The sequence below is a fragment of the Brevundimonas subvibrioides ATCC 15264 genome (assembly GCF_000144605.1).
Taxonomy (GTDB): domain Bacteria; phylum Pseudomonadota; class Alphaproteobacteria; order Caulobacterales; family Caulobacteraceae; genus Brevundimonas; species Brevundimonas subvibrioides.
This window is the reverse complement of sequence record NC_014375.1, coordinates 143,927-162,565: the sequence shown is the minus strand read 5'-3', so window position 1 is coordinate 162,565 and position 18,639 is coordinate 143,927. Positions and strand designations below refer to the sequence as shown.

Below are 18,639 nucleotides of genomic sequence, written 5' to 3'. Positions count from 1 at the left end.
CTAAGCCCTAAGCCCTACTCACTAAACCTTCCACTAGATCCAGCCCTTGCGCCGGAACCACAGCAGCGGCAGCAGGGCCGAGACGGCCATGACGACCAGGGCCATCGGATAGCCCGTCGCCCAGCGCAGCTCGGGCATATGCTCGAAATTCATGCCGTAGATGGCCCCGATCAGCGTCGGCGGCATCAGGACGGCGCTGAAGATCGAGAACACCTTGAAGATCGACGACTGCTCGATGTTGATGAAGCCGAGCGCCGCCGACAGCTGGAAATTGATCCCGGCCGCCACGGCCTGGTTGTGCGCGATCAGGCTGGCGGCGTCGCTGGCGAGCGACTTCAGGTGCTCGCGGCCTTCCGGCGTCTGGTCCATCCGGTCGTCGAAGCCGACGAAGGCGAAGACGCGGGCGAGGCCGGCCAGGCTCTGCTCGATCCGGGCATTGGCGATATGGGCGCGGCCCAGCTTGGTGACCAGGTGTTCGAACCCGACGCGCTTGCTGTCGGAAAAGACGTGGTTGCCGACGGCCTCGACCTTGTGCGCGGTCTTGGCCAGCACGTCGGAGGCGCGGTCGATGATCGCCTCCATCAGGTTCAGGAACATCTCCAGGCCCGTGGCGCACAGCGACGGATCGCGCTCGAGCTTGTCGGTGAACTGGATGAAGGGGCGGGGATCGAAATAGCGGATGGTGACCATCGGTCCGGCGGTGAGCACGAAGGTCACCGGGTCGCTGCCGGGCAGGTCTGCGTCGCCGTTGTGGATGATGTCGGCTGTGACATAGGTGGCCCCGCCCTCGCGGTACAGGCGGCTGGACGCTTCCAGCTCGCTCATCTCCTCGCGTGTGGGAATGGCGATGCCCAGGGCCTTCTCGACCGCGATGTCTTCCTCGCGCGTCGGTTCGATAAGGTCGATCCAGAGCGTGTCGGGCGGCATCGTCCAGGGACCGGCGACGTCGATCTCGACGGATTCGCAGGCCGCGCAGCCGGCGCGATAGAGGCGGATCATGCGGCGCGCCTCAACGCGAAGTCAGAAGATCAGGGCTGGCCGCCGCCCGACGTCGCGTTCGAGGCCATCTGGCGTCCGGCGTCATAGGCGTCGCGGGCGCCGTTATAGATGAAACCATAGGTCGGATAGACGGTGGTGCCCAGATCATGGATCGGGTTGTACCACACCTTCACCTGGCTCCAGTCGTTGGCTCCGGAGACGTCCACGACCGTGACGTTCTCCTCGACCTTGCCGCGGCTGCCGCCCCAGTTGGCATGGGTCACGCGAATCACTCGGTCGGTCAGGATGTCGGAGACGACGGCGACGTGGCCCCGGCTCATCCGGCCCTCGGGGCGGAACACCAGAACCGAGCCGGTCTCGGGCGCGCGCCCGGTACGGAAGCGATCCACGGCCTGGTTCCACCAGGTCCAGGCATCGCCGAAGATGTTGATTCCAGAGAACATCCGCGCGAACGTCACGCACTGCCAGTAGGGATCCTCGGCTCTCGCAGGCGTGGCCACAACGGCCGGAGCGAGCGCGAAAAGACCGAGGGTCGCCGCAACCGCGGCGGCAGTGAGCCGTTTCATCATGCTGGATTGTTTCCGACTGTTACGCCCGCACTATCCCTAGACGATAGTTTACGAGCCGTGAACCACCCGCGTCAGGCGAGCTGGGCGGCCTGTTGACGCTGCCTGTTACGGTCGGCCCGGCGCTCGGCGAGACCGCGCAGGGCCCGCCGGGCGGGGTGTTCGACCAGGTGATAGGCGATGGCCGCCACGATCGGCAGGGCCAGAACCACGGCCAGCCACACGAAAAGTTGAAGCTTCTTGTCCTCGGCTCCGCTGACCCGGGCCGCCAGATTCACCGCTAGCAACTGCCAGGGCACCAGCACCATATAGACGGCATAGCTGATCTCACCCAGATAGACCGCAGGGCGCGACGCCAGCCAGCCGGTGTTGGGCAGGGACGCCAGCGCCAGGATCAGGCCGCCGCCGAACAGGACCACCACGCCGTCCGGGGTCCCGAGGGATCCGGCGACGGCCATGGCCAGGACGCAGGCGGCCGAGATCCAGCCGGGCCGCGGCAGGCTTGATCGCCGATGAACCAGGTAGAGGGCACACCCCAGGGCGAAGCACGGCACGATCCGCAGGGCTCCCCAGCGGATGGTCGCCTCGGTCAGGGAAAAGCCTGCCAGCGCCTCGAAGGCGGCATAGAGGCCGATCATGAAGACGGCGGCCCCGACCAGGGCGAGGACCGGCCGATCGCGCAGCCGCCAGGCCACGAAGGCGAAGGCCGGGAAGGCCAGATAGGCGAACCATTCCGCCGAGATGGACCAGGACGAGTGGTTCCAGCCCGCCTGCGGGGCCAGGCCCCAGGCGTGCAGCAGCAGGAGGTTGGCCGGCAGCGAGGGCCAGCTGAGGATGTTGCCGTCGATCGCCATGCCCAGGGCGACCGCCGCCAGGCCCAGAACGCCCACGCCGATCAGGGTGGCGACGTGCAGCGGATAGACCCGGGCGATCCGCGCCCACAGGAAGGTCCCGTAGCTGAATCGCTTCTCGCCGTGCGCCGCCAGATAGACGTGGCTGAGGATGAAGCCCGACAGCACGAAGAACAGTTCGACGCCCAGATAGCCCTTGGTTACCAGGGTCGGCACCACGGCCACATCGAGGTTGGGCCAGAAGGCATAGAGTGCCACCCAGGCGGCCGCGAAGAAACGCAGGGCGGTCAGGGGGCGCAGGTCGGCGGGTGCGGAACCGGGTGTCATGGGCGAATGTTTGCACCCGCACCGGTTCGGGAAGCGTTAAAACAGCCATGATAGCCCGCGACTCCATGCTGCAGGACCTCACCTTTGACGATCTGACCGTGCTCAGCGCCGGCGACTCCGGCCTGTCCCAGGATCAGGCGCGCGTCGCCCTGACCGGCGCGCTGGGCCTGCTCGATCGCCATGCAGCGCGCGAGACCGTGGTCGCCCTGTTCGACGCCGTTCCAGGGGCGGAGGCCGCCGCCCGGTCGGAGGGCGCGGCCCGCTCGAAACGCGGGCTGTTCGGCGGACTGATCGCGGGCGCGGGCGGCCTGTCCGGCAAGGCCGTCGCTGAAGCCATGGGCCTGCTGGACCAACTGGAGGACGTCGGGGTGTCGAAGGCCGATCTCAAGCGGCTGTTGCCCGCCGCGCGCGATCGTGTCCGGGCCCTGACCGGACGCGACGTGCTGGGCGAGGCCGTGCGCAGCGTGCCGGGCGTGGGACCGCTGCTCGGCGACGCCTGAGGCCTAGGGGGCGGGGGCCTGCGACAGGGCCAGGATCGTGTTTCCGCAGCCGTTGAGGGTCTCCTCGCCCAGTTCGACCTTGGCCGTCAGCGGATAGATCCGGTCGCTCATCCCGTCCGAACATTCGGTGGCGATCAGCGTCATGACGAGCGTCTGGCCCGTGTTGGTCGTGCCGCTGTAGACGGCCGTGGTGCCGGTCACCACGGGGTCGGAGGTGGGGGCCGTGACGTCGGCGACGCCCGGCCGGGTCAGGACCAGGGTCTCGTGCGCCACGTCGATCGCCCAGAACGGCTCCGTGCCCAGAACCCGCAGCGGCTGGACCAGATCGATCCCGCCGATCACCACCGGGGCCGGAGCCGTGGCGGGCGCCGCCTCGCCGGTGTCGTCCGAGCCCGCTGAACATCCGCCCAGCGATGCGCCGAGCGCGAGAACGAGGGTCAGGGCCGGGATCGAGGCGCGCATCGGAACTCTCCTGAGGATCAGGTCGTGGGACTGTCCTCGGGATAGACGCTCCGTGCGTCTGCGCAAGCCTCGTGGCGGACGTCGCCGATCTGGACGACGGATTTCAGGGCGCGGGTCTCCTCGCCGGTGTCGGGGCAGGCCTCGGCCGTCAGGGTCAGCACCAGGGGAGTGCCGTCGCTGAGCTGTGTCGTCCAGACAGCGGTCGCGCCGTTGATCGCCGGGGCCCCCGCAGGGCCCGAGCGCGGCGTGGGTACATCGCCGACCAGATCGGATTCGTCGCGCCAGGCGATGGTCCCGCCCGCCACATCGACCGTCCAGAAGGGCTCGGTCCCCATGGCGCGGATCGGCTGGGCCAGATCGAAGCTGCCGAGGGTGGCGGCCTGGACCGGCGCGGCGGGCGCTTCGGCCGGCTCGGCCGCTTCGGCGCAGGCGGACAGGGCGAGGATGGACAGGACGGGCAACAGGATCAGGCGCATTGAGAGTCCTTTTCGAAACGACGTTCGTTCAGACAACACAGCTTGTTCGGCCCGGGTCAAGCGGGGGGTGTCGCGTCGTCAGGTTCGGGCGCCTAACGTCGCCGGATGTCGATTCGCGCGCGCCCGGCCCCCGCGGTCTATGAGTTCTTCGCCGGCGGCGGCCTGGCGGGTCTGGGCCTGCACGGCTTCCGGACCCTGTTCGCCAACGACATGGACAGGGCCAAGGCCGCGAGCTGGCGGGCCAACCACGCGGGAGACATCCATGTCGGGGACGTCTGGACCCTCGACGCCGGCGACCTGCCCGGGCGAGCCGATCTGGCCTGGGCCTCGTCCCCCTGTCAGGACGTCAGCCTGGCGGGCGCGCGCGGGGGGCTGGACGCGCGGCGGTCGGGGGCCTTCTGGGGGTTCTGGCGGCTGATCGAGGCGCTGGAGACGGAGGGGCGCGCGCCGCCGGTCATCGTCATCGAGAACGTTGCCGGTCTGCTGACCTCCGGGCAGGGGCAGGATTTCGGCACGATCTGCGACGTCCTGGCCGGGGCGGGTTACCGCGTCGGCGCGCTGGAGATGGACGCGGCCCACTGGCTGCCGCAGTCCCGGCCCCGGCTGTTCATCGTTGCCATGCGGGGCCTGTCGGGGCCGGTGGCATCCGGCCCGGTCGGTCCCTTCCATTCCGCGCGGGTGGTCGCGGCCCGGACACGGCTTTCGCAGCGGGCGCAGGCGGCCTGGGTCTGGTGGTCGCTGCCCGCGCCGCCCCGGCGCAATCTCGATCTGGCCGCTCTGCTGGAGCCGGACACGGCGGTGGACTGGTTCACGCCGGCGCAGACCGGGGCCCTGATGGCCCTGACCGCCCCCCTGCACCGCGACCGGCTGGAGGCCGCCCGGGCCTCCGGCGAGCGGCGGGTCGCGGCCGGCTTTCGGCGGGTCCGGGTCGAGCGGGGGCAGAAGGTCCAGCGTCTGGAGTTGCGGTTCGACGGCCTGGCGGGCTGTCTGCGCACGCCGTCGGGCGGATCCTCGCGCCAGTATCTGATCGTGTGCCAGGCCGGCGTCGTCCGTGCCCGCCGCCTGACCGGCCGGGAGGCCGCCCGGCTGATGGGGCTGCCGGACAGCTATGTCCTGCCGAAGGGCGAGACGGCGGCGCTGAAGCTGATGGGGGATGCGGTGGCTGTGCCGGTCGTGCGGGCGCTGAGCGACGGCCTGCTGCGCCCGGCGCTGGAGGGCCGCGCCGTCAGTCCAGCGTCGGCTTTCCCCGGCCCGACTTGATGCCCGAGCGCTTGGCCTTGCCGTCCAGACGGCGTTCCTTTGACGCCCGCGTCGGGCGGGTCGGGACGCGGTAGGTGGGGGCGATCGACGCCTGATCGACCATCTCCTGCAGCCGGGCGACGGCGTCGGCGCGGTTGCGCTCCTGGGTCCGGTGGCGGACGGCGGTGATCAATATGACCCCGTCCAGCGTCAGCCGGCTTCCGGCCAGCTTCATCAACCGTTGCTTGACCGGATCGCGCAGCGAGGGCGAGTTGACGACGTCGAACCGCATCTGGACCGCGGTCGAGACCTTGTTGACGTTCTGCCCGCCCGGACCCCCCGCCCGGTAGAAGCGGAATTCCAGCTCATCCTCGGGGATGACGGTCACGGTGCCGGGCGTGCGGGCGCCACGCGCCGGGCCCGCACCACCGCCTGGTCCAGTGCCTGCAGGAAGGCGGAACGGTCCCGGGGACCGAACGGCGGCGGGCCCGAGGTGGCCACGCCCATGGAGCGCAGATGCTCGCCCACCATTCGTCCGGCCAAGGCCGAGCCGATCGAATCCGGGGTGAAGGGCTGGCCGTTGGATTTCAGCGCCTGGGCGCCCGCCGTCAGGCAGCGGTCGGCCAAGGGGATGTCCGAGGTCACGACGATGTCGCCGGGCCCGGCCCGCTCGGCGATCCAGTCGTCGGCGATGTCTGGGCCGGCATCGACCACGATCTGCTCGATCCAGCTGTGGCGCGGCGTGTTGATCCAGCTGTTGGACACGACGAAGACGTGCAGGCCGTAGCGTTCGGCCACGCGATAGACCTCGTCCTTCACCGGACAGGCGTCGGCGTCGATGAAGATGCGGGGGGCCATGGCGGCACGATAGCCCGCCTGTGTCGGTGCGAGAAGGCTCCGCGCCTTCACACGGCCTTAAGCGGCCCGGCCCAGCCTTGACCCCATGACGGCCGTGACCCCGACCTCGACGACGCCGCTGCCCGCGGCCCAGGTTTCCGCGCGCGAGCAGAAGGTCGCCGAGCGCGATCGCGCGCGTCTGGCTGAGGCCCGGTCGGCCGTGGAGACGCTGAAGGCGAACGGCGCGGGCCGGACGGGTGCGGCCGCCGAGGAGCGAAAGGCGCAGGCCAGGAAGAAGGTCGAGCAGCTGAAGGCGCGGCTGAAGATGATGCAGATGAGTGCGGCCGCCAATCCCAAGGCCCTGGCCCAGATCGCGCGGGAACTGAAGGCGGCGATCAAGGCCTACGGCGGGGCCGGCGGATCGACCGCCGGCCTGGACGCCGGCACCCCGGCCGACACGCCCTCCAGCGGGCCGTCCGTCACGCCAGAGGGCGCGGCCTCGGCGGCGGGTCCGCCCGGCGCGGAAGCCGGGGGCGAAAGCCCTGCGCCGACGACCGATGACGGTTCACCCGACGAAGCCGGTACCGATCCGTCGAAGGACGGCGGCGGGGCGGACGAGCGCGGGGCGACGTCCGACCCCTATCGGCGCATGGCCGAGGCGGCGCTGGCCCGGGGAGCGGAGGCCAGCCGACGCGGCGCCGATCAGGACGCGGACCGCGACTTCCTGTCGGGCGTGCGCGAGCTGGCGGCGATCCTCAAGAGCCTGGCCCGGCGCGCGGTCCAGGAGGCGAAGGTGAATCCGTCCCTCGGCGCGGATGCCGACGAGGCGCTCAAGGCCTCGGATGGCGTCGACAGGGCCATTGCAGAAACCGCCGGCGACCTGGGGGCCGCCGGCGTCTCGATACTCGCCTGAGGCTCAGCCCTTGGCCCAGACGCCGAACGGGTCGGACCAGGACAGGCCCATGGCCTCGGCGACGGCCGGATAGGTGATCTCGCCCTTCAGGACGTTCAGGCCGCGCGCCAGATGCGGGTCCTTCTTCAGCGCCTCCAGACCGTGGTCGGCCAGGGCCAGGCCGAACGGCAGGGTGGCGTTGTTCAGGGCCTCGGACGAGGTACGCGGCGCGGCGCCCGGCATGTTGGCGACGCAGTAGTGGACGACGCCGTCGACCGTGTAGGTCGGATCCTCGTGGGTCGTGGCGTGGCTGGTCTCGAAACAGCCGCCCTGGTCGATGGCGACGTCGACGAGGACGCTGCCGGGCTTCATCCGGGCAAGGTGCTCGCGCTTGATCAGCTTCGGTGCCTCGGCACCGGGCACCAGGACCGCGCCGATGACCACGTCGGCCTTGACGATCTCCTCCTCGATTGCGCCGATCGAGGAATAGCGGGTGATGACGCGGCCGTTGGTGACCTCGTCGATATAGGCCATGCGCGGGATCGATCGCTCCAGCACCACGACCTCGGCGCCGAGGCCCATGGCCATGCGCGCGGCGTTCAGGCCGACGACCCCGCCGCCCAGCACCAGGACGCGGGCCGGGGCGACGCCGGGGACGCCGCAGAACAGCAGACCCATGCCGCCGTTGTGCTTCAGCAGGGTCTCGGCGGCCGAGAAGACGGCGATCCGGCCGGCGACCTCGGACATCGGGGCCAGCAGGGGCAGGCCGCCGCGCGCGTCGGTGACGGTCTCATAGGCGACGGCGGCGCATTTCGAGGCCAGCAGCCCTTTGGTCTGCTCGGGATCGGGGGCCAGGTGCAGGTAGGTGTAGAGGATCTGGTCCTCGCGCAGCATCTCCCACTCGACCTTCTGGGGCTCCTTCACCTTCACGATCATGTCGGCGTTGGCGAAGATGGTCGGGGCGTCGGCGACCAGTTCGGCCCCGGCGCGCGTGTAGTCCTCGTCCGTGAAGCCGGCGCCGAGGCCGGCCCCCGTCTGGACCGAGACCGTGTGACCGTGGGCGACGTATTCGCGGACGGCCGTGGGCGTCAGGCCGACGCGGTGTTCGTTCTTCTTGATTTCCTTGGGGACGCCGACGCGCATGGGGTTTCCTCGCCTCTAATGGGGTTAGGCGGAAAATAGCGCCGGGCCGATCGCAGGTTCCTGTTCTTTTCGCTGACTGATCGGCGTAAACTCGCAGAACCTTGCGTCTGGAGCGATAATGAAGACCGTATCCGCCGTGGCGCTGGATGCCACCGACAGAAAGATGCTCCGCGCGCTCCAGGCCGACGGGCGGATGAGCAATACCGATCTGGCCCGGGCGGTCGCCCTGTCCGAAAGCGCCTCCCTGCGCCGGCTTCGGGCGCTGGAGACCGCCGGGGTGATCAGCCGTTATGCCGCGATCATCAACGAACGGGCCGTGGGCCTGCCGATCAGCGTGTTCGTGACCGTGACCCTGTCGTCCCAGGCCGAGAGCGCCCTGACCGCCTTCGAGACCGCCATCGCCACCGTGCCCGAGGTCGTCGAATGCTATCTGATGACAGGTGGGTCCGACTATCTGCTGCGGCTGGTGGTGAGGGACGTCGACGATCTGGAGCGGGTCCACGCCAAGGCCCTGACGACCATTCCGGGGGTGACGCGGGTGTCGTCCAGCGTCGCCATGCGGACGGTGGTCAAGCGCGGGGCCCTGCCGGTTTGATCACGCGGACCAGACCGATCACCAGCCAGACCGCCGCGATCAGCAGCACCAGATCGCTGACCAGCCTGATCGTGCCGTAGAGGGTGACCGTTTCGACCGATCGCGCGGTCGCCTCGGCCAGCAGGGCCGTCGCCCCGCCCGCGACCAGCAGGACGAGCGGCCAGACGAGCGGCTTCAGCCGGCGGCCGGACTTCACTTCAGCGCCAGGGTGACCTGTTTGATGTCGACGTATTCGTCGATCCCGTGGATCGAGCCCTCGCGGCCGTAGCCGGACTGCTTGACTCCGCCGAAGGGGGCGACGGCGGTGGAGATCAGGCCGGTGTTGATTCCGATCATGCCCGCCTCGATGTGGCGGCCGATGCGCATGGCGCGGTCGAGGTCGCGGGTGAACAGATAGGAGGCGAGGCCGAACTCGCTGTCGTTCGCCTTGCCCAGCGCCTCTTCCTCGGTGTCGAACGGGAAGACGGGGATCAGGGGGCCGAAGGTCTCCTCGTGGCGGAAGAGCTCGTCGTCGCCCCCGAGCGTGACCGTCGGCTGGAAGAAGCGGCCGCCCAAGGCGTGGCGCGCGCCGCCGGTCAGGACCCGACCACCCGAGGTCTGGACGCGGGAGAGGTGATCCTCGACCTTGGCGATGGCCTTGTCCTCGATCAGGGGGCCGACCTTGACGCCGTCCTCGAAGGCAGGGCCGACGGGGATCTTCGCGACCTCGGCGGCGAGCTTGGTCGCATAGGCCTCGGCGACCGAGGCCTGGACATAGACGCGGTTGGGACAGACGCAGGTCTGGCCGGCGTTGCGGAACTTGCCCTTGATGGTCTCGGCCACGGCCAAGTCTAAGTCGGCGTCCTCGAACACGATCAGGGGGGCGGCCCCGCCCAGCTCCATCGACACCCGCTTCAGGGTAGGCGCGCACTGCTCGGCGAGCTTGCGGCCGATCGGGGTCGAGCCGGTGAAGGACAGTTTGCGGATCAGGGGCGAGGCGGTCAGGACGCCGCCGATGGTGGCCGCATCGCCGGTGATCACGCTGAGCGCCCCCTTCGGCAGGCCCGCCCGGTATGCCAGTTCGGCCAAGGCGATGGCGGTGAAGGGGGTCTGGCTGGCCGGCTTGACCACGGCGGTGCAGCCGGCCGCGAAGGCCGGGCCCAGCTTGCGCGTCAGCATGGCGGCGGGGAAGTTCCAGGGGGTGATCAGGGCGCAGGGGCCGACGGCCTCGCGGAAGGTCAGGATGACGTGGCCCAGCGGGGTGTCCTGGGTCTCGCCGAGGATCCGTTCGGCCTCGCCCGCGAACCATTTGATGAAGCCGTTGGCGTAGGTCACCTCGCCCTTGGCCTCCTCGAACGGCTTGCCGTTCTCGAGCGCCATCAGGGCCCCGAGGCCCTCGGTGTTCTCGTCGATCAGCCGGGCCCATTCGCGCAGGAAGGCGGCGCGCTTGTGCGGGTCGGACCGGGACCAGGCGGGGAAGGCGTCATGCGCGGCCTGGATGGCCCGGTCGGTCTCGGCCACGCCGAGGTCGGGGATGTGGCCGAGGATCTCGCCGGTCGCGGGATCGTCGACGGCGATGCCATTCGCCCCGGCGGGGATCGCCGCGCCGGCAATGAGGGCGTGCTCACGCAGGAGCTTCAGACCGGCGTCGCGGGCGGCGGTGTTCATGGGAGGTATCCTCGTTCTTCTCCCTCCCCCAGCGGGGGAGGGTCGTCGATGCGAAGCATCGACGGGGTGGGGAGGGCTCGGCGACACATCGGGGGGCTTTACCTTGCCGCCCCCACCCGGTCGCTTCGCGACCACCCTCCCCCGCAGGGGGAGGGAGAAACGCATTCGCCAGACCTAACGCCTCAGTCGCCGATGGTGTTCAGGTCGCGACCCCGGGTTTCGGGCAGGAAGATCAGGGCCACGACGGCCGCCACCGCCGTGAAGGCCACCGAATACCACAGGCCGAAATAGATGTTCCCTGACCAGGCCACGAGCGCGAAGCTGGCGGCCGGCAACAGGCCCCCGACCCAGCCGGTGCCGACGTTGTAGGGCAGGCTCATCGCCGTATAGCGCACCCGCGTCGGGAACAGCTCGACCAGGGCCGCGGCCTGGGGCCCGTAGACGGCGGTGGCGGCCACCATGAAGACCATCAGGATGCCGAAGACGGCGATCAGGTTGATCCCCGCCGGATCGGCCGTGGCGGGATAGCCGGCTGCGGTCAGGGCCGCCTTGACGCGGGTCTCGACGTCGGTGCGGGCGGTCTTCAGGGCGGCGGCCTCGAGACCGGTGCCGTCGACCGAGGCGACCTCGACCGTGCCGATGCGGACCGAGGCGACCGAACCGGGCGCGGCGGCCAGATTGTCATAGCTGACCCCGGCATTGGACAGCACCGACTTGGCGAGGTCGCAGGACGAGGCGAAGGCGGTTTTGCCGACGGGATCGAACTGCACCGCGCAGGTGGCCGGATCGGCGATCACGGTCACGGGCGAGGACGCCTGGGCCTGCGCCAGCGCCGGGTTGGCGGCGTTGGTCAGGGCGTGGAAACCGGGGAAGACCGCCAGCAGGAACAGCACCATGCCGCCCACCATGACGGGCTTGCGTCCGACCCGGTCCGACAGCCAGCCGAAGAAGACATAGAGGAAGGCCGAGGCCAGGGTGATGGCCAGGATCAGGCCGTCGACGGTGCCGACGTCGACCTTCAGCACCCGCTCCATGAAGAAGCGGGTGTAGAAATAGCCCGCGTACCAGACGGCCCCTTGCGCGAACATGATGCCGACCAGGGCGATCAGCACGAACTTGCCGACCTTCCAGGTGCCGAAGCTTTCCCGGAACGGAGCCTGGCGTTCGGTGCTCTCGGCGACCATCCGCTTGAACGCCGGGCTCTCGTGCAGCTTCAGCCGGATCCACAGGCTGATGATGAGCAGGAGCGACGACAGCAGGAACGGAATCCGCCAGCCCCATTCGTCGAAAGCCTCGACGCCCAGGATCACGCGGGTGATCAGGATGACGCTGAGCGCCATGATCAGGCCGATCGCGGCGGTGGTCTGGATCCAGCCGGTCAGGAAGCCGCGCTTCTTCGCCGGCGCGTGCTCGGCGACATAGATGGCCGCGCCGCCGTATTCGCCGCCCAGGGCGAAGCCCTGCAGCACCCGGAGCGTCAGCAGCAGGATCGGGGCGATGATCCCGATCTGGCCGTAGTCGGGCAGCAGGCCGATGGCGACGGTGGCCACGCCCATCAGCGAGATGGTGACGAGGAAGGTCGTCTTGCGCCCGGTCTTGTCGCCGAACCAGCCGAACACGAGGGCCCCCAGGGGGCGGACCACGAAGCCGACGCCGAACGTCAGCAGGGCCAGGATGTAGGAGGTCGCCTCGCCCACGTCGGCGTAGAAATGCCGGGCGATGATCGTGGTCAGCGATCCGAAGATGAAGAAGTCATACCATTCGAACGCCGTGCCGGCCGCCGAGGCCCCCACGACCGTCTTCAGGCCTGGCCCGCCCGCATCCTTCGTGGCCGTTTCGCTCATCGTGTCCCTTCCCGCGGGCGTCGTCTGATGGACACCCTTCGCCCCGATCTAGCGTCACACCCGGGCGGCGGACAAGCGAAAGCCCCGCCGGTGAACGACGGGGCTCAAGCTTCGGGGAGGAAGACGGCCTAGTTCTTGGCGGCCTCGGCGGCACCCGTGACGGCCGATCCGGCGGCCTGGGTGTCGCGGCCGGCACCGGCGACGGTGTTGCAGGCGGCGGTGGTCAGAGCGGCGGCGGCGGCGACCAGAACGAAAATCTTGCGCATGGGAATACTCCTGAAAATCCGGGCGGCGGGGACGGATCGCCGGTTCGCCAGATCAACGCCGTGTGCGGGTCAGGGTTCCCGGCCGCACCACGGCATCGCTGCGTTCCAGATCCTGCGGGTCGGTGGGCCGCACCGCTTCGGGCGTGGCGAAGACCATCCGCGCGATCGTCCCGCCCCCGGGGGCGGGGATCAGTTCCGCCTCGCCCCGCAGCTGCTTGGCGAAGGCCCCCATCAGGGTCCGGCCGACACCGGCCTTGCCGGGCTCCTCCTGCGGCCCCGGCCCGTCGTCCTCGACCTCCAGTACACTGGTGTCGCCATGGACGCGGAAACGGACCTGGAGCGCCCCGCCGCGACCGGCGAACGCGTGTTTCTGGGCATTGGAGACAGCCTCGACGAGCCAAAGCGCCAGGGGGGCCAGCTTGTCGGGATCGACGACCAGGCTGTCGGCGTCGATCGCGCTGGTGACCAGGGGACCCCGGCCGGACTCGGCCGCCACCAGCTGTCCCACCAGCTCGTTGATGAAGTCGCGGGCATCGGCGTGACGGATGTCGTCGGACTGGTAGAGGGTGCGATAGATCAGGGCCAGGGCGGAGATCCGCTGGCGCGTGTCGCCCAGGGCCACCTTCGCGGGTTCGTCCTTTAGCGCCCGCTGTTGCATGGACAGCAAGGACGAGATGATCTGCAGGTTGTTCTTCACCCGGTGATGGATCTCGCGCATCAGCGCGTCCTTTTCCGCCAGGCTTTCGTTCAGGGAGCCGTCGCGCGTCGAGATGGCGTCGGCCAGACTGTCCAGGGTCGAGGCCAGCACCCGGATCTCGGACGGGGCATTGGCCGCCTGGACCGGACGCACCGAATAGCGACCGCGAGCATACAAGGAGGCGATGCGCTCCAGATAGTCCAGCCAGCGGATGACGATCCGCTCGGACACCAGCATCACCGCCGCAAACGCCGTCAGCCAGGCCGCCAGAGGCAGCAGCAGGACGCCGATCGGGTTCAGCCGCGCCCAGGACAGCAGGCCGGGGGAAGGGGCCGAGACCACCACATAGACATCGCGTCCCGCCAGGGCGGCACCGGCGTAGTCGCGGTGCTCCCCGGTCGCGTCCCAGGCGTCGAAGGTGGCGGATTCGCCCTGGCGGGCGCGCTCGACCCACCCCAGCAGCGTCTCGCCCCGACGCAGGTCGAAGGCCCGGGCGTCGGTGGCGACCAGCACCTGGCCGGCCTCGTCGGTCAGGGCGGCCTGGGCCCCGGCGGGCAGGGAGCGGTCGGCGAGGTCGGGCTGGAGGTCCTGCAGCGGCAGAACGGCCGCCATGGCCCCGGCGAACACGCCGCGGGGGCGTTCCCAGCGCACGCCGACGATCAGGGCGGGGGTGAAGCTGACGGCGCGCGTGGCCTGCCCCACGGTGATGGTCTCGCCCCGTCTCAGGCGCTGGAACCAGACTTCGTCGCGGAAATCGACGTCGGCCGCCGCGCCCTCGACCGCCCCGCCACAGACGGACGCGCCGCCCGTTCCGACCCGGTACAGGGCCTGGAAGCCCTCGACCCGGTCCACCAGCGAGGACAGGCGTTCGGCGCAGGCGGGGCCGTTGCCCTCGGGTGCGAGCGCCTCCAGCAGCACGGTGGCCGTGTCCAGCCGCGCCTTGGCCGTCATCGCGGCGCGTCCGGCCGCCTGCTGCAGGTCCGCCTGGCGATCGATCGACTGGCGTCTGAATTCGTCCTGGGCCTGGACCGCACCCAGCACGAGGATGGGCAGCAGGGCGATGGCCATGGCCATGCCCATGCGGAACCGGATGCCCTGAAACCGGGGCGAACGCGTCAGGAACCGCTTCATCGAGCGCGGAACCCGCGACGAGAGACGAGGCCCCGCGACCGGGCCGCTTTCAGCCATCCGGTCAGCCCCGGCTCGCGCTGCTCAGACGGTCCGCGTCGGCCAGGATGGAGCGCATGGCGTCACCGGCGGCCCGGCCGTCGCGGCCGTATCCGCCGCGTTCAAGCGTGGCCTGCAGCGCCTTGCGGGCCCGGCTGACCCGGCTTTTCACCGTGCCGACCGCGCACTGGCAGATCTCAGCCGCTTCCTCGTAGGCGAAGCCGCCGGCACCGACCAGAATCAGCGCCTCGCGCTGTTCCTCGGGCAGGGTGTTCAGGGCCTGACGCAGCTCGTCGAGGGCGACCGGGGCTTCCGGATCGTCCACGGCGACCAGGGTCCGCTCGGCCGCTTCCTGGTCGAGCTGGGTCGACCGCCAGGACCGGCGCTTCTCGGAATAGAACTGGTTGCGCAGGATCATGAAGGTCCAGGCCTTCATGTTCGTGCCCATCTGGTAGCTGGCGCGCGCGTCCCAGGCCTTCATCATCGCGTCCTGGGCCAGGTCGTCGGCCGCCGTCGGATCGCCCGTCAGGGTCCGGGCGAAGGCGCGCAGGTGAGGGATCAGCTGGACCAGCTCGCGCTTGAAGCCCTCGTCGTCGGCGGACGGCGGCTTGGGCGCGGTCGAGCGCGGGGTACCGACGCTCACGCCTTGTCTCCCCCGGCCTTGCGCTCATCGGCGCGGCGCAGGATCTCCAGGAACTCGTCCAGCACCGGCTCGTTCACGACCTCGTCGAACATGTGGCGCAGCTTGACCCCGATCGCCTGCTGGCGAAGACGCGCCTCTTCCAGAGGCGGTTCTCCGGCACTGGTCTTGGCCGCGGCAGGCTTGCGCCCCTGGTCGGGTGTGTCGATCATGAATTACAGGCCGCCAATGTTGATCTCGATGATGAATGCGCGCCGCCGACTGACACCGGCTTGTCGTTGCTTCGACCCGCTGAACGTCATGGCTTGACCCCGGTTCCGGGGTTAACGGCATTTAATGGTCAAGCTGGCTTGTGTCACGGGAACCGTTGCAGCACGGATACGTTCTGCCCTTCACGCCCGCCCGGGAACGGGTGGCAAAATCGATTAGTCGGGGACTACCTGAATGAGCCTTCTGGCCAGACTTGCGCCGCACCTGCCCTATGTCCGTCGTTATGCGCGGGCGCTCACCGGCGATCAGGCGACGGGCGACAACTACGTCCGCGTCGCGCTGGAAGCCCTGGCCGCCGGAGAGCGGCAGCTGTCGCCGGACATGACGCCGCGGGTGGCCCTGTATCATGTGTTCCACGCCATCTGGTCCTCGACCGGGGCGCAGCTGGAAGACACCAGCGGCATGGGCGACGGCACCGACGCCTCCAGCCGCCTAATGCGCATCGCCCCCAAGTCGCGCCAGGCCTTCCTTCTGACCGCTCTGGAAGGGTTCACCCCGTCCGAGGCGGCCCAGATCCTGTCGGCGGATGCGCAGGGCGTCGAACGCCTGATCGCCGACGCCCAGGCCGAGATCGATGCCGAACTGGCCACCGACGTCCTGATCATCGAGGACGAGGCGATCATCTCCGCCGACATTGAAAGCCTGGTCCGCGAGCTGGGTCACAACGTGACCGCGACCGCGACGACGCATGACGAGGCGGTCGATGCCGTCGCCCGTCATCGTCCGGGTCTGGTTCTGGCCGACATCCAGCTGGCCGACGGTTCGTCGGGCATCGATGCCGTCAAGGATATCCTGAAGCGGTTCGACGTGCCGGTGATCTTCATCACCGCCTTCCCCGAGCGGCTGCTGACCGGCGAACGCCCCGAGCCGACCTTCCTGATCACCAAGCCGTTCCAGCCGGAAACGGTGAAGGCGGCGATCAGCCAGGCCCTGTTCTTCCACCCTACGCGCCAGACCCGGGAAGCCGCCTGATCCCAGGCGAACTCTCCGACACGACAAAAAACCCCGCCGGTTCGCACCGGCGGGGTTTTCTCATTGCAGGAGAAGCTGCGTCCTCAGTTGGAGGACGGGGCGACCTGAACCGTCGGGGCATTGACGTTGGGGGCCTCGCCGGTCGGCGGGTTGGTCGGCTCTCCGGTCGCGGTCGTGGGCGCATCGGCCGTCGCGACGCCGTCGCCGACGTCGAACGCCTGGGCCTGGCTGACCTGGTTGTCGTCGTCATCGTTGCCGGGGCGGTTGAACGCGCCGCTGAAGAACAGGAACACGACGAGGAACCCGATCACGGTCAGGCCGATGGCGATGGCCATTTCGGTGCTGATACGCCGTCCGCCCTTGCCTTGCTTGGTATACTGGGCTTCGACCGGCCGGCCTTCGTGCACGGCGTCGGCGGCTTCGGAATGGGGGTCGTCGTGGGACATCAGGGGCTCCGGTCTGGCCAAAAGGGTCGGACAGACAACGCCATGAAAGCGTCACCGTTCCTGATCCGGCGGGCGTTCGTGGATGAATCGAAAAAGATCGCACGCGCTGGAACCGTCTCGGCGTTGTGCGGTTATCCCTCTGCGGAGGCGGCGACGCCCCCCCGACTTGGACCGGCCCCGTGCCAGTCCTTGCCGCCTCCGCGCCTCATTCTCGATGATGCCACCTTGAAGGCGACCCGGATCGGGTCGCCTTTTTCTTTGGCCTCAGGGTCCGGCTGGGCCATGATGGGTCTGCAAAAGAAACCAACCGGGAGACGACCATGGCCCTCATGAACCGCCAGTGGGTCCTGCGCCAGCGGCCGCAGGGTCTGGTGCAGGACGCCGATCTGGAGCTGGTCACCCATCCGGTGCCGGATCTGGAAGACGGTCAGGTCCTGATCCGCACCATCTATCTTTCGCTGGACCCGACCAACCGCACCTGGATGAACGACGCCGTCGGCTATCTGCCGCCGGTCGGGCTGGGCGACGTCATGCGCGGCCTGACCCTGGGCGTGGTCGAGCAGTCGCGGTCCGGCCGGTTCGCGGAGGGCGACATCGTCTCGACCGCGATGGGCGGCTGGGGCGACTACGGCGTCGTCGCCGACAGCGCCGTCTCGAAGGTCCACCGCGCGCCCGGCCTGCCGCTGACGGCGAACATGTCGGTCATGGGCATGACCGGGATGACGGCCTATTTCGGCGTCACCGACGTGCTGCGGCCCGAGCCCGGCCAGACCATGGTCATCTCCGCCGCCGCGGGCGCGGTGGGCTCGATCGCCGGTCAGGTCGCCAAACAGCGCGGCGCGCGGGTCATCGGCATCGCGGGCGGCCCCGAGAAATGCCGCTGGCTGGTCGAGGAGCTCGGCTTCGACGGAGCCGTGGACTACAAGAACGAGGATGTGGGCGAGGCGCTCGACCGGCTGTGCCCGGACGGCATCGACCTGAATTTCGAGAACGTCGGCGGCGACATCATGATCGCGGTCTGGAACCGGCTGAACCTCAAGGCCCGGATGGCGGTGTGCGGCATGGTCTCGGCCTATAACGCCACGAAACGTCCGCCGTCGCCGGACCTCAGCCGCCTGATCACCCACCGGATGACCGTCCAGGGCTTCCTCGTCATGGACTATGCGCCTCGCGCGAAGGAAATGGTGGCCGAGCTCGGTCCCTGGCTGGCCTCGGGCAAGGTCAAGTGGAAGGTCCATGTCGACGACGGCCTCGAGGGGGCGGTCACCTCGCTGAACCGGCTGTTCACCGGCGACCACGACGGCAAATTGCTGGTCCGGGTGTCCGAGGAACCCGCCTCGTGAGCGATCCGCTTCACGTCCATTTCGAGGATCTCGAGATCGGCCAGGTGCTCCAGCTGGGGGCCTGCGCCGTGGACGAGGCGGCCATCGAGGTGTTCGTGACCCATTTCGCGCCGGGCTGGGACCTGGCCTATGGCGCGCCGGACGCCCTGGTCTATGCGCTGTGGAGCCGGCTGCAGTCGGACAAGTCCGCGGGCTGGGCCCAGTCCAAGCTGCTGGCGGTCGACGGCCTGCGCTACATGCGCAATCCGCCGGCCGGCGAGCTTCTGCGCGGCCGGATGACGGTCATGGGCAAGGATCCGGTCGGGGACGAGAAGGGCATCGTCATCGCCCAGCACGACCTGCTCGACGAGGGCGGCCGGCTGGTCTTCTCGTGCCTGACGCGCGGGCTGTTCGTCAGAAGGTAGGCAGTAGGCAGTAGGCAGTAGGCAGTAGGGAATAGAAGCAAGGCAGGTCTGCGATC

General features: G+C 69.4%; 23 protein-coding genes. 7 read left to right on the top strand and 16 right to left on the bottom strand.

The window, feature by feature from the left end:
* Positions 1–33 precede the first annotated feature (33 nt).
* From BRESU_RS00905 to BRESU_RS00895, 3 genes are all read right to left on the bottom strand, one after another.
* Positions 34–999 (bottom strand): magnesium transporter CorA family protein, encoded by a 966-nt coding sequence (locus tag BRESU_RS00905; protein WP_013267599.1) that lies wholly within the window; start codon positions 997–999, stop codon positions 34–36.
* Between the two features lie 29 nt (positions 1,000–1,028).
* On the bottom strand, positions 1,029–1,568 hold the full coding sequence (locus BRESU_RS00900) for a CHAP domain-containing protein (protein WP_013267598.1): 540 nt from the start codon (positions 1,566–1,568) through the stop codon (positions 1,029–1,031).
* A 71-nt stretch (positions 1,569–1,639) separates the two neighbouring features.
* The gene (locus BRESU_RS00895; RefSeq protein WP_013267597.1) at positions 1,640–2,743 is read right to left on the bottom strand and encodes an acyltransferase family protein; all 1,104 of its coding nucleotides are present in this window, start codon (positions 2,741–2,743) and stop codon (positions 1,640–1,642) included.
* 47 nt (positions 2,744–2,790) lie between these two features.
* On the opposite strand from BRESU_RS00895, the gene BRESU_RS00890 reads away from it, so the two are divergent.
* Positions 2,791–3,243, top strand: a complete 453-nt coding sequence (locus BRESU_RS00890; RefSeq protein WP_013267596.1) for a hypothetical protein — start codon at positions 2,791–2,793, stop codon at positions 3,241–3,243.
* Positions 3,244–3,246: 3 nt separating this feature from the next.
* Here the strand turns inward: BRESU_RS00890 and BRESU_RS00885 are convergent, their stop codons facing one another.
* Both BRESU_RS00885 and BRESU_RS00880 read right to left on the bottom strand, forming a co-directional pair.
* Positions 3,247–3,705, bottom strand: coding sequence for a COG3650 family protein (locus BRESU_RS00885; RefSeq protein ID WP_013267595.1), 459 nt, complete (start codon positions 3,703–3,705; stop codon positions 3,247–3,249).
* A 17-nt stretch (positions 3,706–3,722) separates the two neighbouring features.
* Entirely contained in the window at positions 3,723–4,181 is a 459-nt protein-coding gene (locus BRESU_RS00880; RefSeq protein ID WP_013267594.1) for a hypothetical protein, read from the bottom strand.
* Positions 4,182–4,286: 105 nt separating this feature from the next.
* Here BRESU_RS00880 and BRESU_RS00875 point away from each other — a divergent pair, with 105 nt between their 5' ends.
* Entirely contained in the window at positions 4,287–5,441 is a 1,155-nt protein-coding gene (locus BRESU_RS00875; RefSeq protein ID WP_013267593.1) for a DNA cytosine methyltransferase, read from the top strand.
* Here the strand turns inward: BRESU_RS00875 and arfB are convergent.
* Together arfB and BRESU_RS00865 are read right to left on the bottom strand one after the other, a co-directional pair.
* Complete coding sequence (gene arfB / locus BRESU_RS00870) at positions 5,407–5,808, bottom strand: alternative ribosome rescue aminoacyl-tRNA hydrolase ArfB (protein WP_013267592.1); 402 nt, start codon at positions 5,806–5,808, stop codon at positions 5,407–5,409. The two genes, BRESU_RS00875 and arfB, sit on opposite strands and share 35 nt — an antisense overlap.
* Positions 5,805–6,278, bottom strand: coding sequence for a YaiI/YqxD family protein (locus BRESU_RS00865; protein WP_013267591.1), 474 nt, complete (start codon positions 6,276–6,278; stop codon positions 5,805–5,807). The genes arfB and BRESU_RS00865 overlap by 4 nt, the downstream gene beginning before the upstream one ends.
* 85 nt (positions 6,279–6,363) lie before the next feature.
* On the opposite strand from BRESU_RS00865, the gene BRESU_RS00860 reads away from it, so the two are divergent.
* Positions 6,364–7,170: a hypothetical protein gene (locus tag BRESU_RS00860; RefSeq protein ID WP_013267590.1), complete on the top strand. Its 807-nt coding sequence runs from the start codon at positions 6,364–6,366 to the stop codon at positions 7,168–7,170.
* 3 nt (positions 7,171–7,173) lie between these two features.
* Here BRESU_RS00860 and ald read toward each other — a convergent pair whose 3' ends face one another.
* Entirely contained in the window at positions 7,174–8,292 is a 1,119-nt protein-coding gene (gene ald, locus BRESU_RS00855) for an alanine dehydrogenase (protein WP_013267589.1), read from the bottom strand.
* A 118-nt stretch (positions 8,293–8,410) separates the two neighbouring features.
* Between ald and BRESU_RS00850 the strand changes: the two genes are divergently transcribed.
* Positions 8,411–8,887 (top strand): Lrp/AsnC family transcriptional regulator, encoded by a 477-nt coding sequence (locus BRESU_RS00850; RefSeq protein WP_013267588.1) that lies wholly within the window; start codon positions 8,411–8,413, stop codon positions 8,885–8,887.
* Here the strand turns inward: BRESU_RS00850 and BRESU_RS00845 are convergent.
* The 7 genes from BRESU_RS00845 to nepR form a co-directional block, all read right to left on the bottom strand.
* Positions 8,862–9,083 (bottom strand): hypothetical protein, encoded by a 222-nt coding sequence (locus BRESU_RS00845; RefSeq protein ID WP_013267587.1) that lies wholly within the window; start codon positions 9,081–9,083, stop codon positions 8,862–8,864. The two genes, BRESU_RS00850 and BRESU_RS00845, sit on opposite strands and share 26 nt — an antisense overlap.
* Entirely contained in the window at positions 9,080–10,534 is a 1,455-nt protein-coding gene (locus tag BRESU_RS00840; protein ID WP_013267586.1) for an NAD-dependent succinate-semialdehyde dehydrogenase, read from the bottom strand. The genes BRESU_RS00845 and BRESU_RS00840 overlap by 4 nt, the downstream gene beginning before the upstream one ends.
* Before the next feature lie 182 nt (positions 10,535–10,716).
* Positions 10,717–12,378, bottom strand: coding sequence for an MFS transporter (locus tag BRESU_RS00835; RefSeq protein WP_013267585.1), 1,662 nt, complete (start codon positions 12,376–12,378; stop codon positions 10,717–10,719).
* 128 nt (positions 12,379–12,506) lie between these two features.
* A complete protein-coding gene (locus BRESU_RS00830) occupies positions 12,507–12,644 on the bottom strand; it encodes an entericidin A/B family lipoprotein (RefSeq protein ID WP_013267584.1) in 138 nt (45 codons plus the stop codon).
* Between the two features lie 52 nt (positions 12,645–12,696).
* Complete coding sequence (gene phyK, locus BRESU_RS00825; protein ID WP_013267583.1) at positions 12,697–14,472, bottom strand: sensor histidine kinase PhyK; 1,776 nt, start codon at positions 14,470–14,472, stop codon at positions 12,697–12,699.
* Positions 14,473–14,533: 61 nt separating this feature from the next.
* Complete coding sequence (locus BRESU_RS00820) at positions 14,534–15,151, bottom strand: sigma-70 family RNA polymerase sigma factor (protein WP_013267582.1); 618 nt, start codon at positions 15,149–15,151, stop codon at positions 14,534–14,536.
* Positions 15,148–15,360 carry an anti-sigma T factor NepR gene (gene nepR, locus BRESU_RS00815; RefSeq protein ID WP_013267581.1) on the bottom strand — a complete coding sequence of 71 codons (213 nt, stop codon included), beginning with the start codon at positions 15,358–15,360 and terminating at the stop codon, positions 15,148–15,150. The genes BRESU_RS00820 and nepR overlap by 4 nt, the downstream gene beginning before the upstream one ends.
* A gap of 232 nt (positions 15,361–15,592) precedes the next feature.
* On the opposite strand from nepR, the gene phyR reads away from it, so the two are divergent.
* Entirely contained in the window at positions 15,593–16,390 is a 798-nt protein-coding gene (gene phyR / locus BRESU_RS00810; protein WP_013267580.1) for an anti-anti sigma factor/receiver protein PhyR, read from the top strand.
* 83 nt (positions 16,391–16,473) lie between these two features.
* Here the strand turns inward: phyR and BRESU_RS16705 are convergent, their stop codons facing one another.
* Entirely contained in the window at positions 16,474–16,836 is a 363-nt protein-coding gene (locus BRESU_RS16705) for a hypothetical protein (protein ID WP_013267579.1), read from the bottom strand.
* Positions 16,837–17,156: 320 nt separating this feature from the next.
* Between BRESU_RS16705 and BRESU_RS00800 the strand changes: the two genes are divergently transcribed.
* Both BRESU_RS00800 and BRESU_RS00795 read left to right on the top strand, forming a co-directional pair.
* Positions 17,157–18,179 carry an NADP-dependent oxidoreductase gene (locus BRESU_RS00800; RefSeq protein WP_013267578.1) on the top strand — a complete coding sequence of 341 codons (1,023 nt, stop codon included), beginning with the start codon at positions 17,157–17,159 and terminating at the stop codon, positions 18,177–18,179.
* A complete protein-coding gene (locus tag BRESU_RS00795) occupies positions 18,176–18,583 on the top strand; it encodes a hotdog family protein (RefSeq protein ID WP_013267577.1) in 408 nt (135 codons plus the stop codon). Before BRESU_RS00800 ends, BRESU_RS00795 begins: the two co-directional genes overlap by 4 nt.
* Positions 18,584–18,639 lie beyond the last annotated feature (56 nt).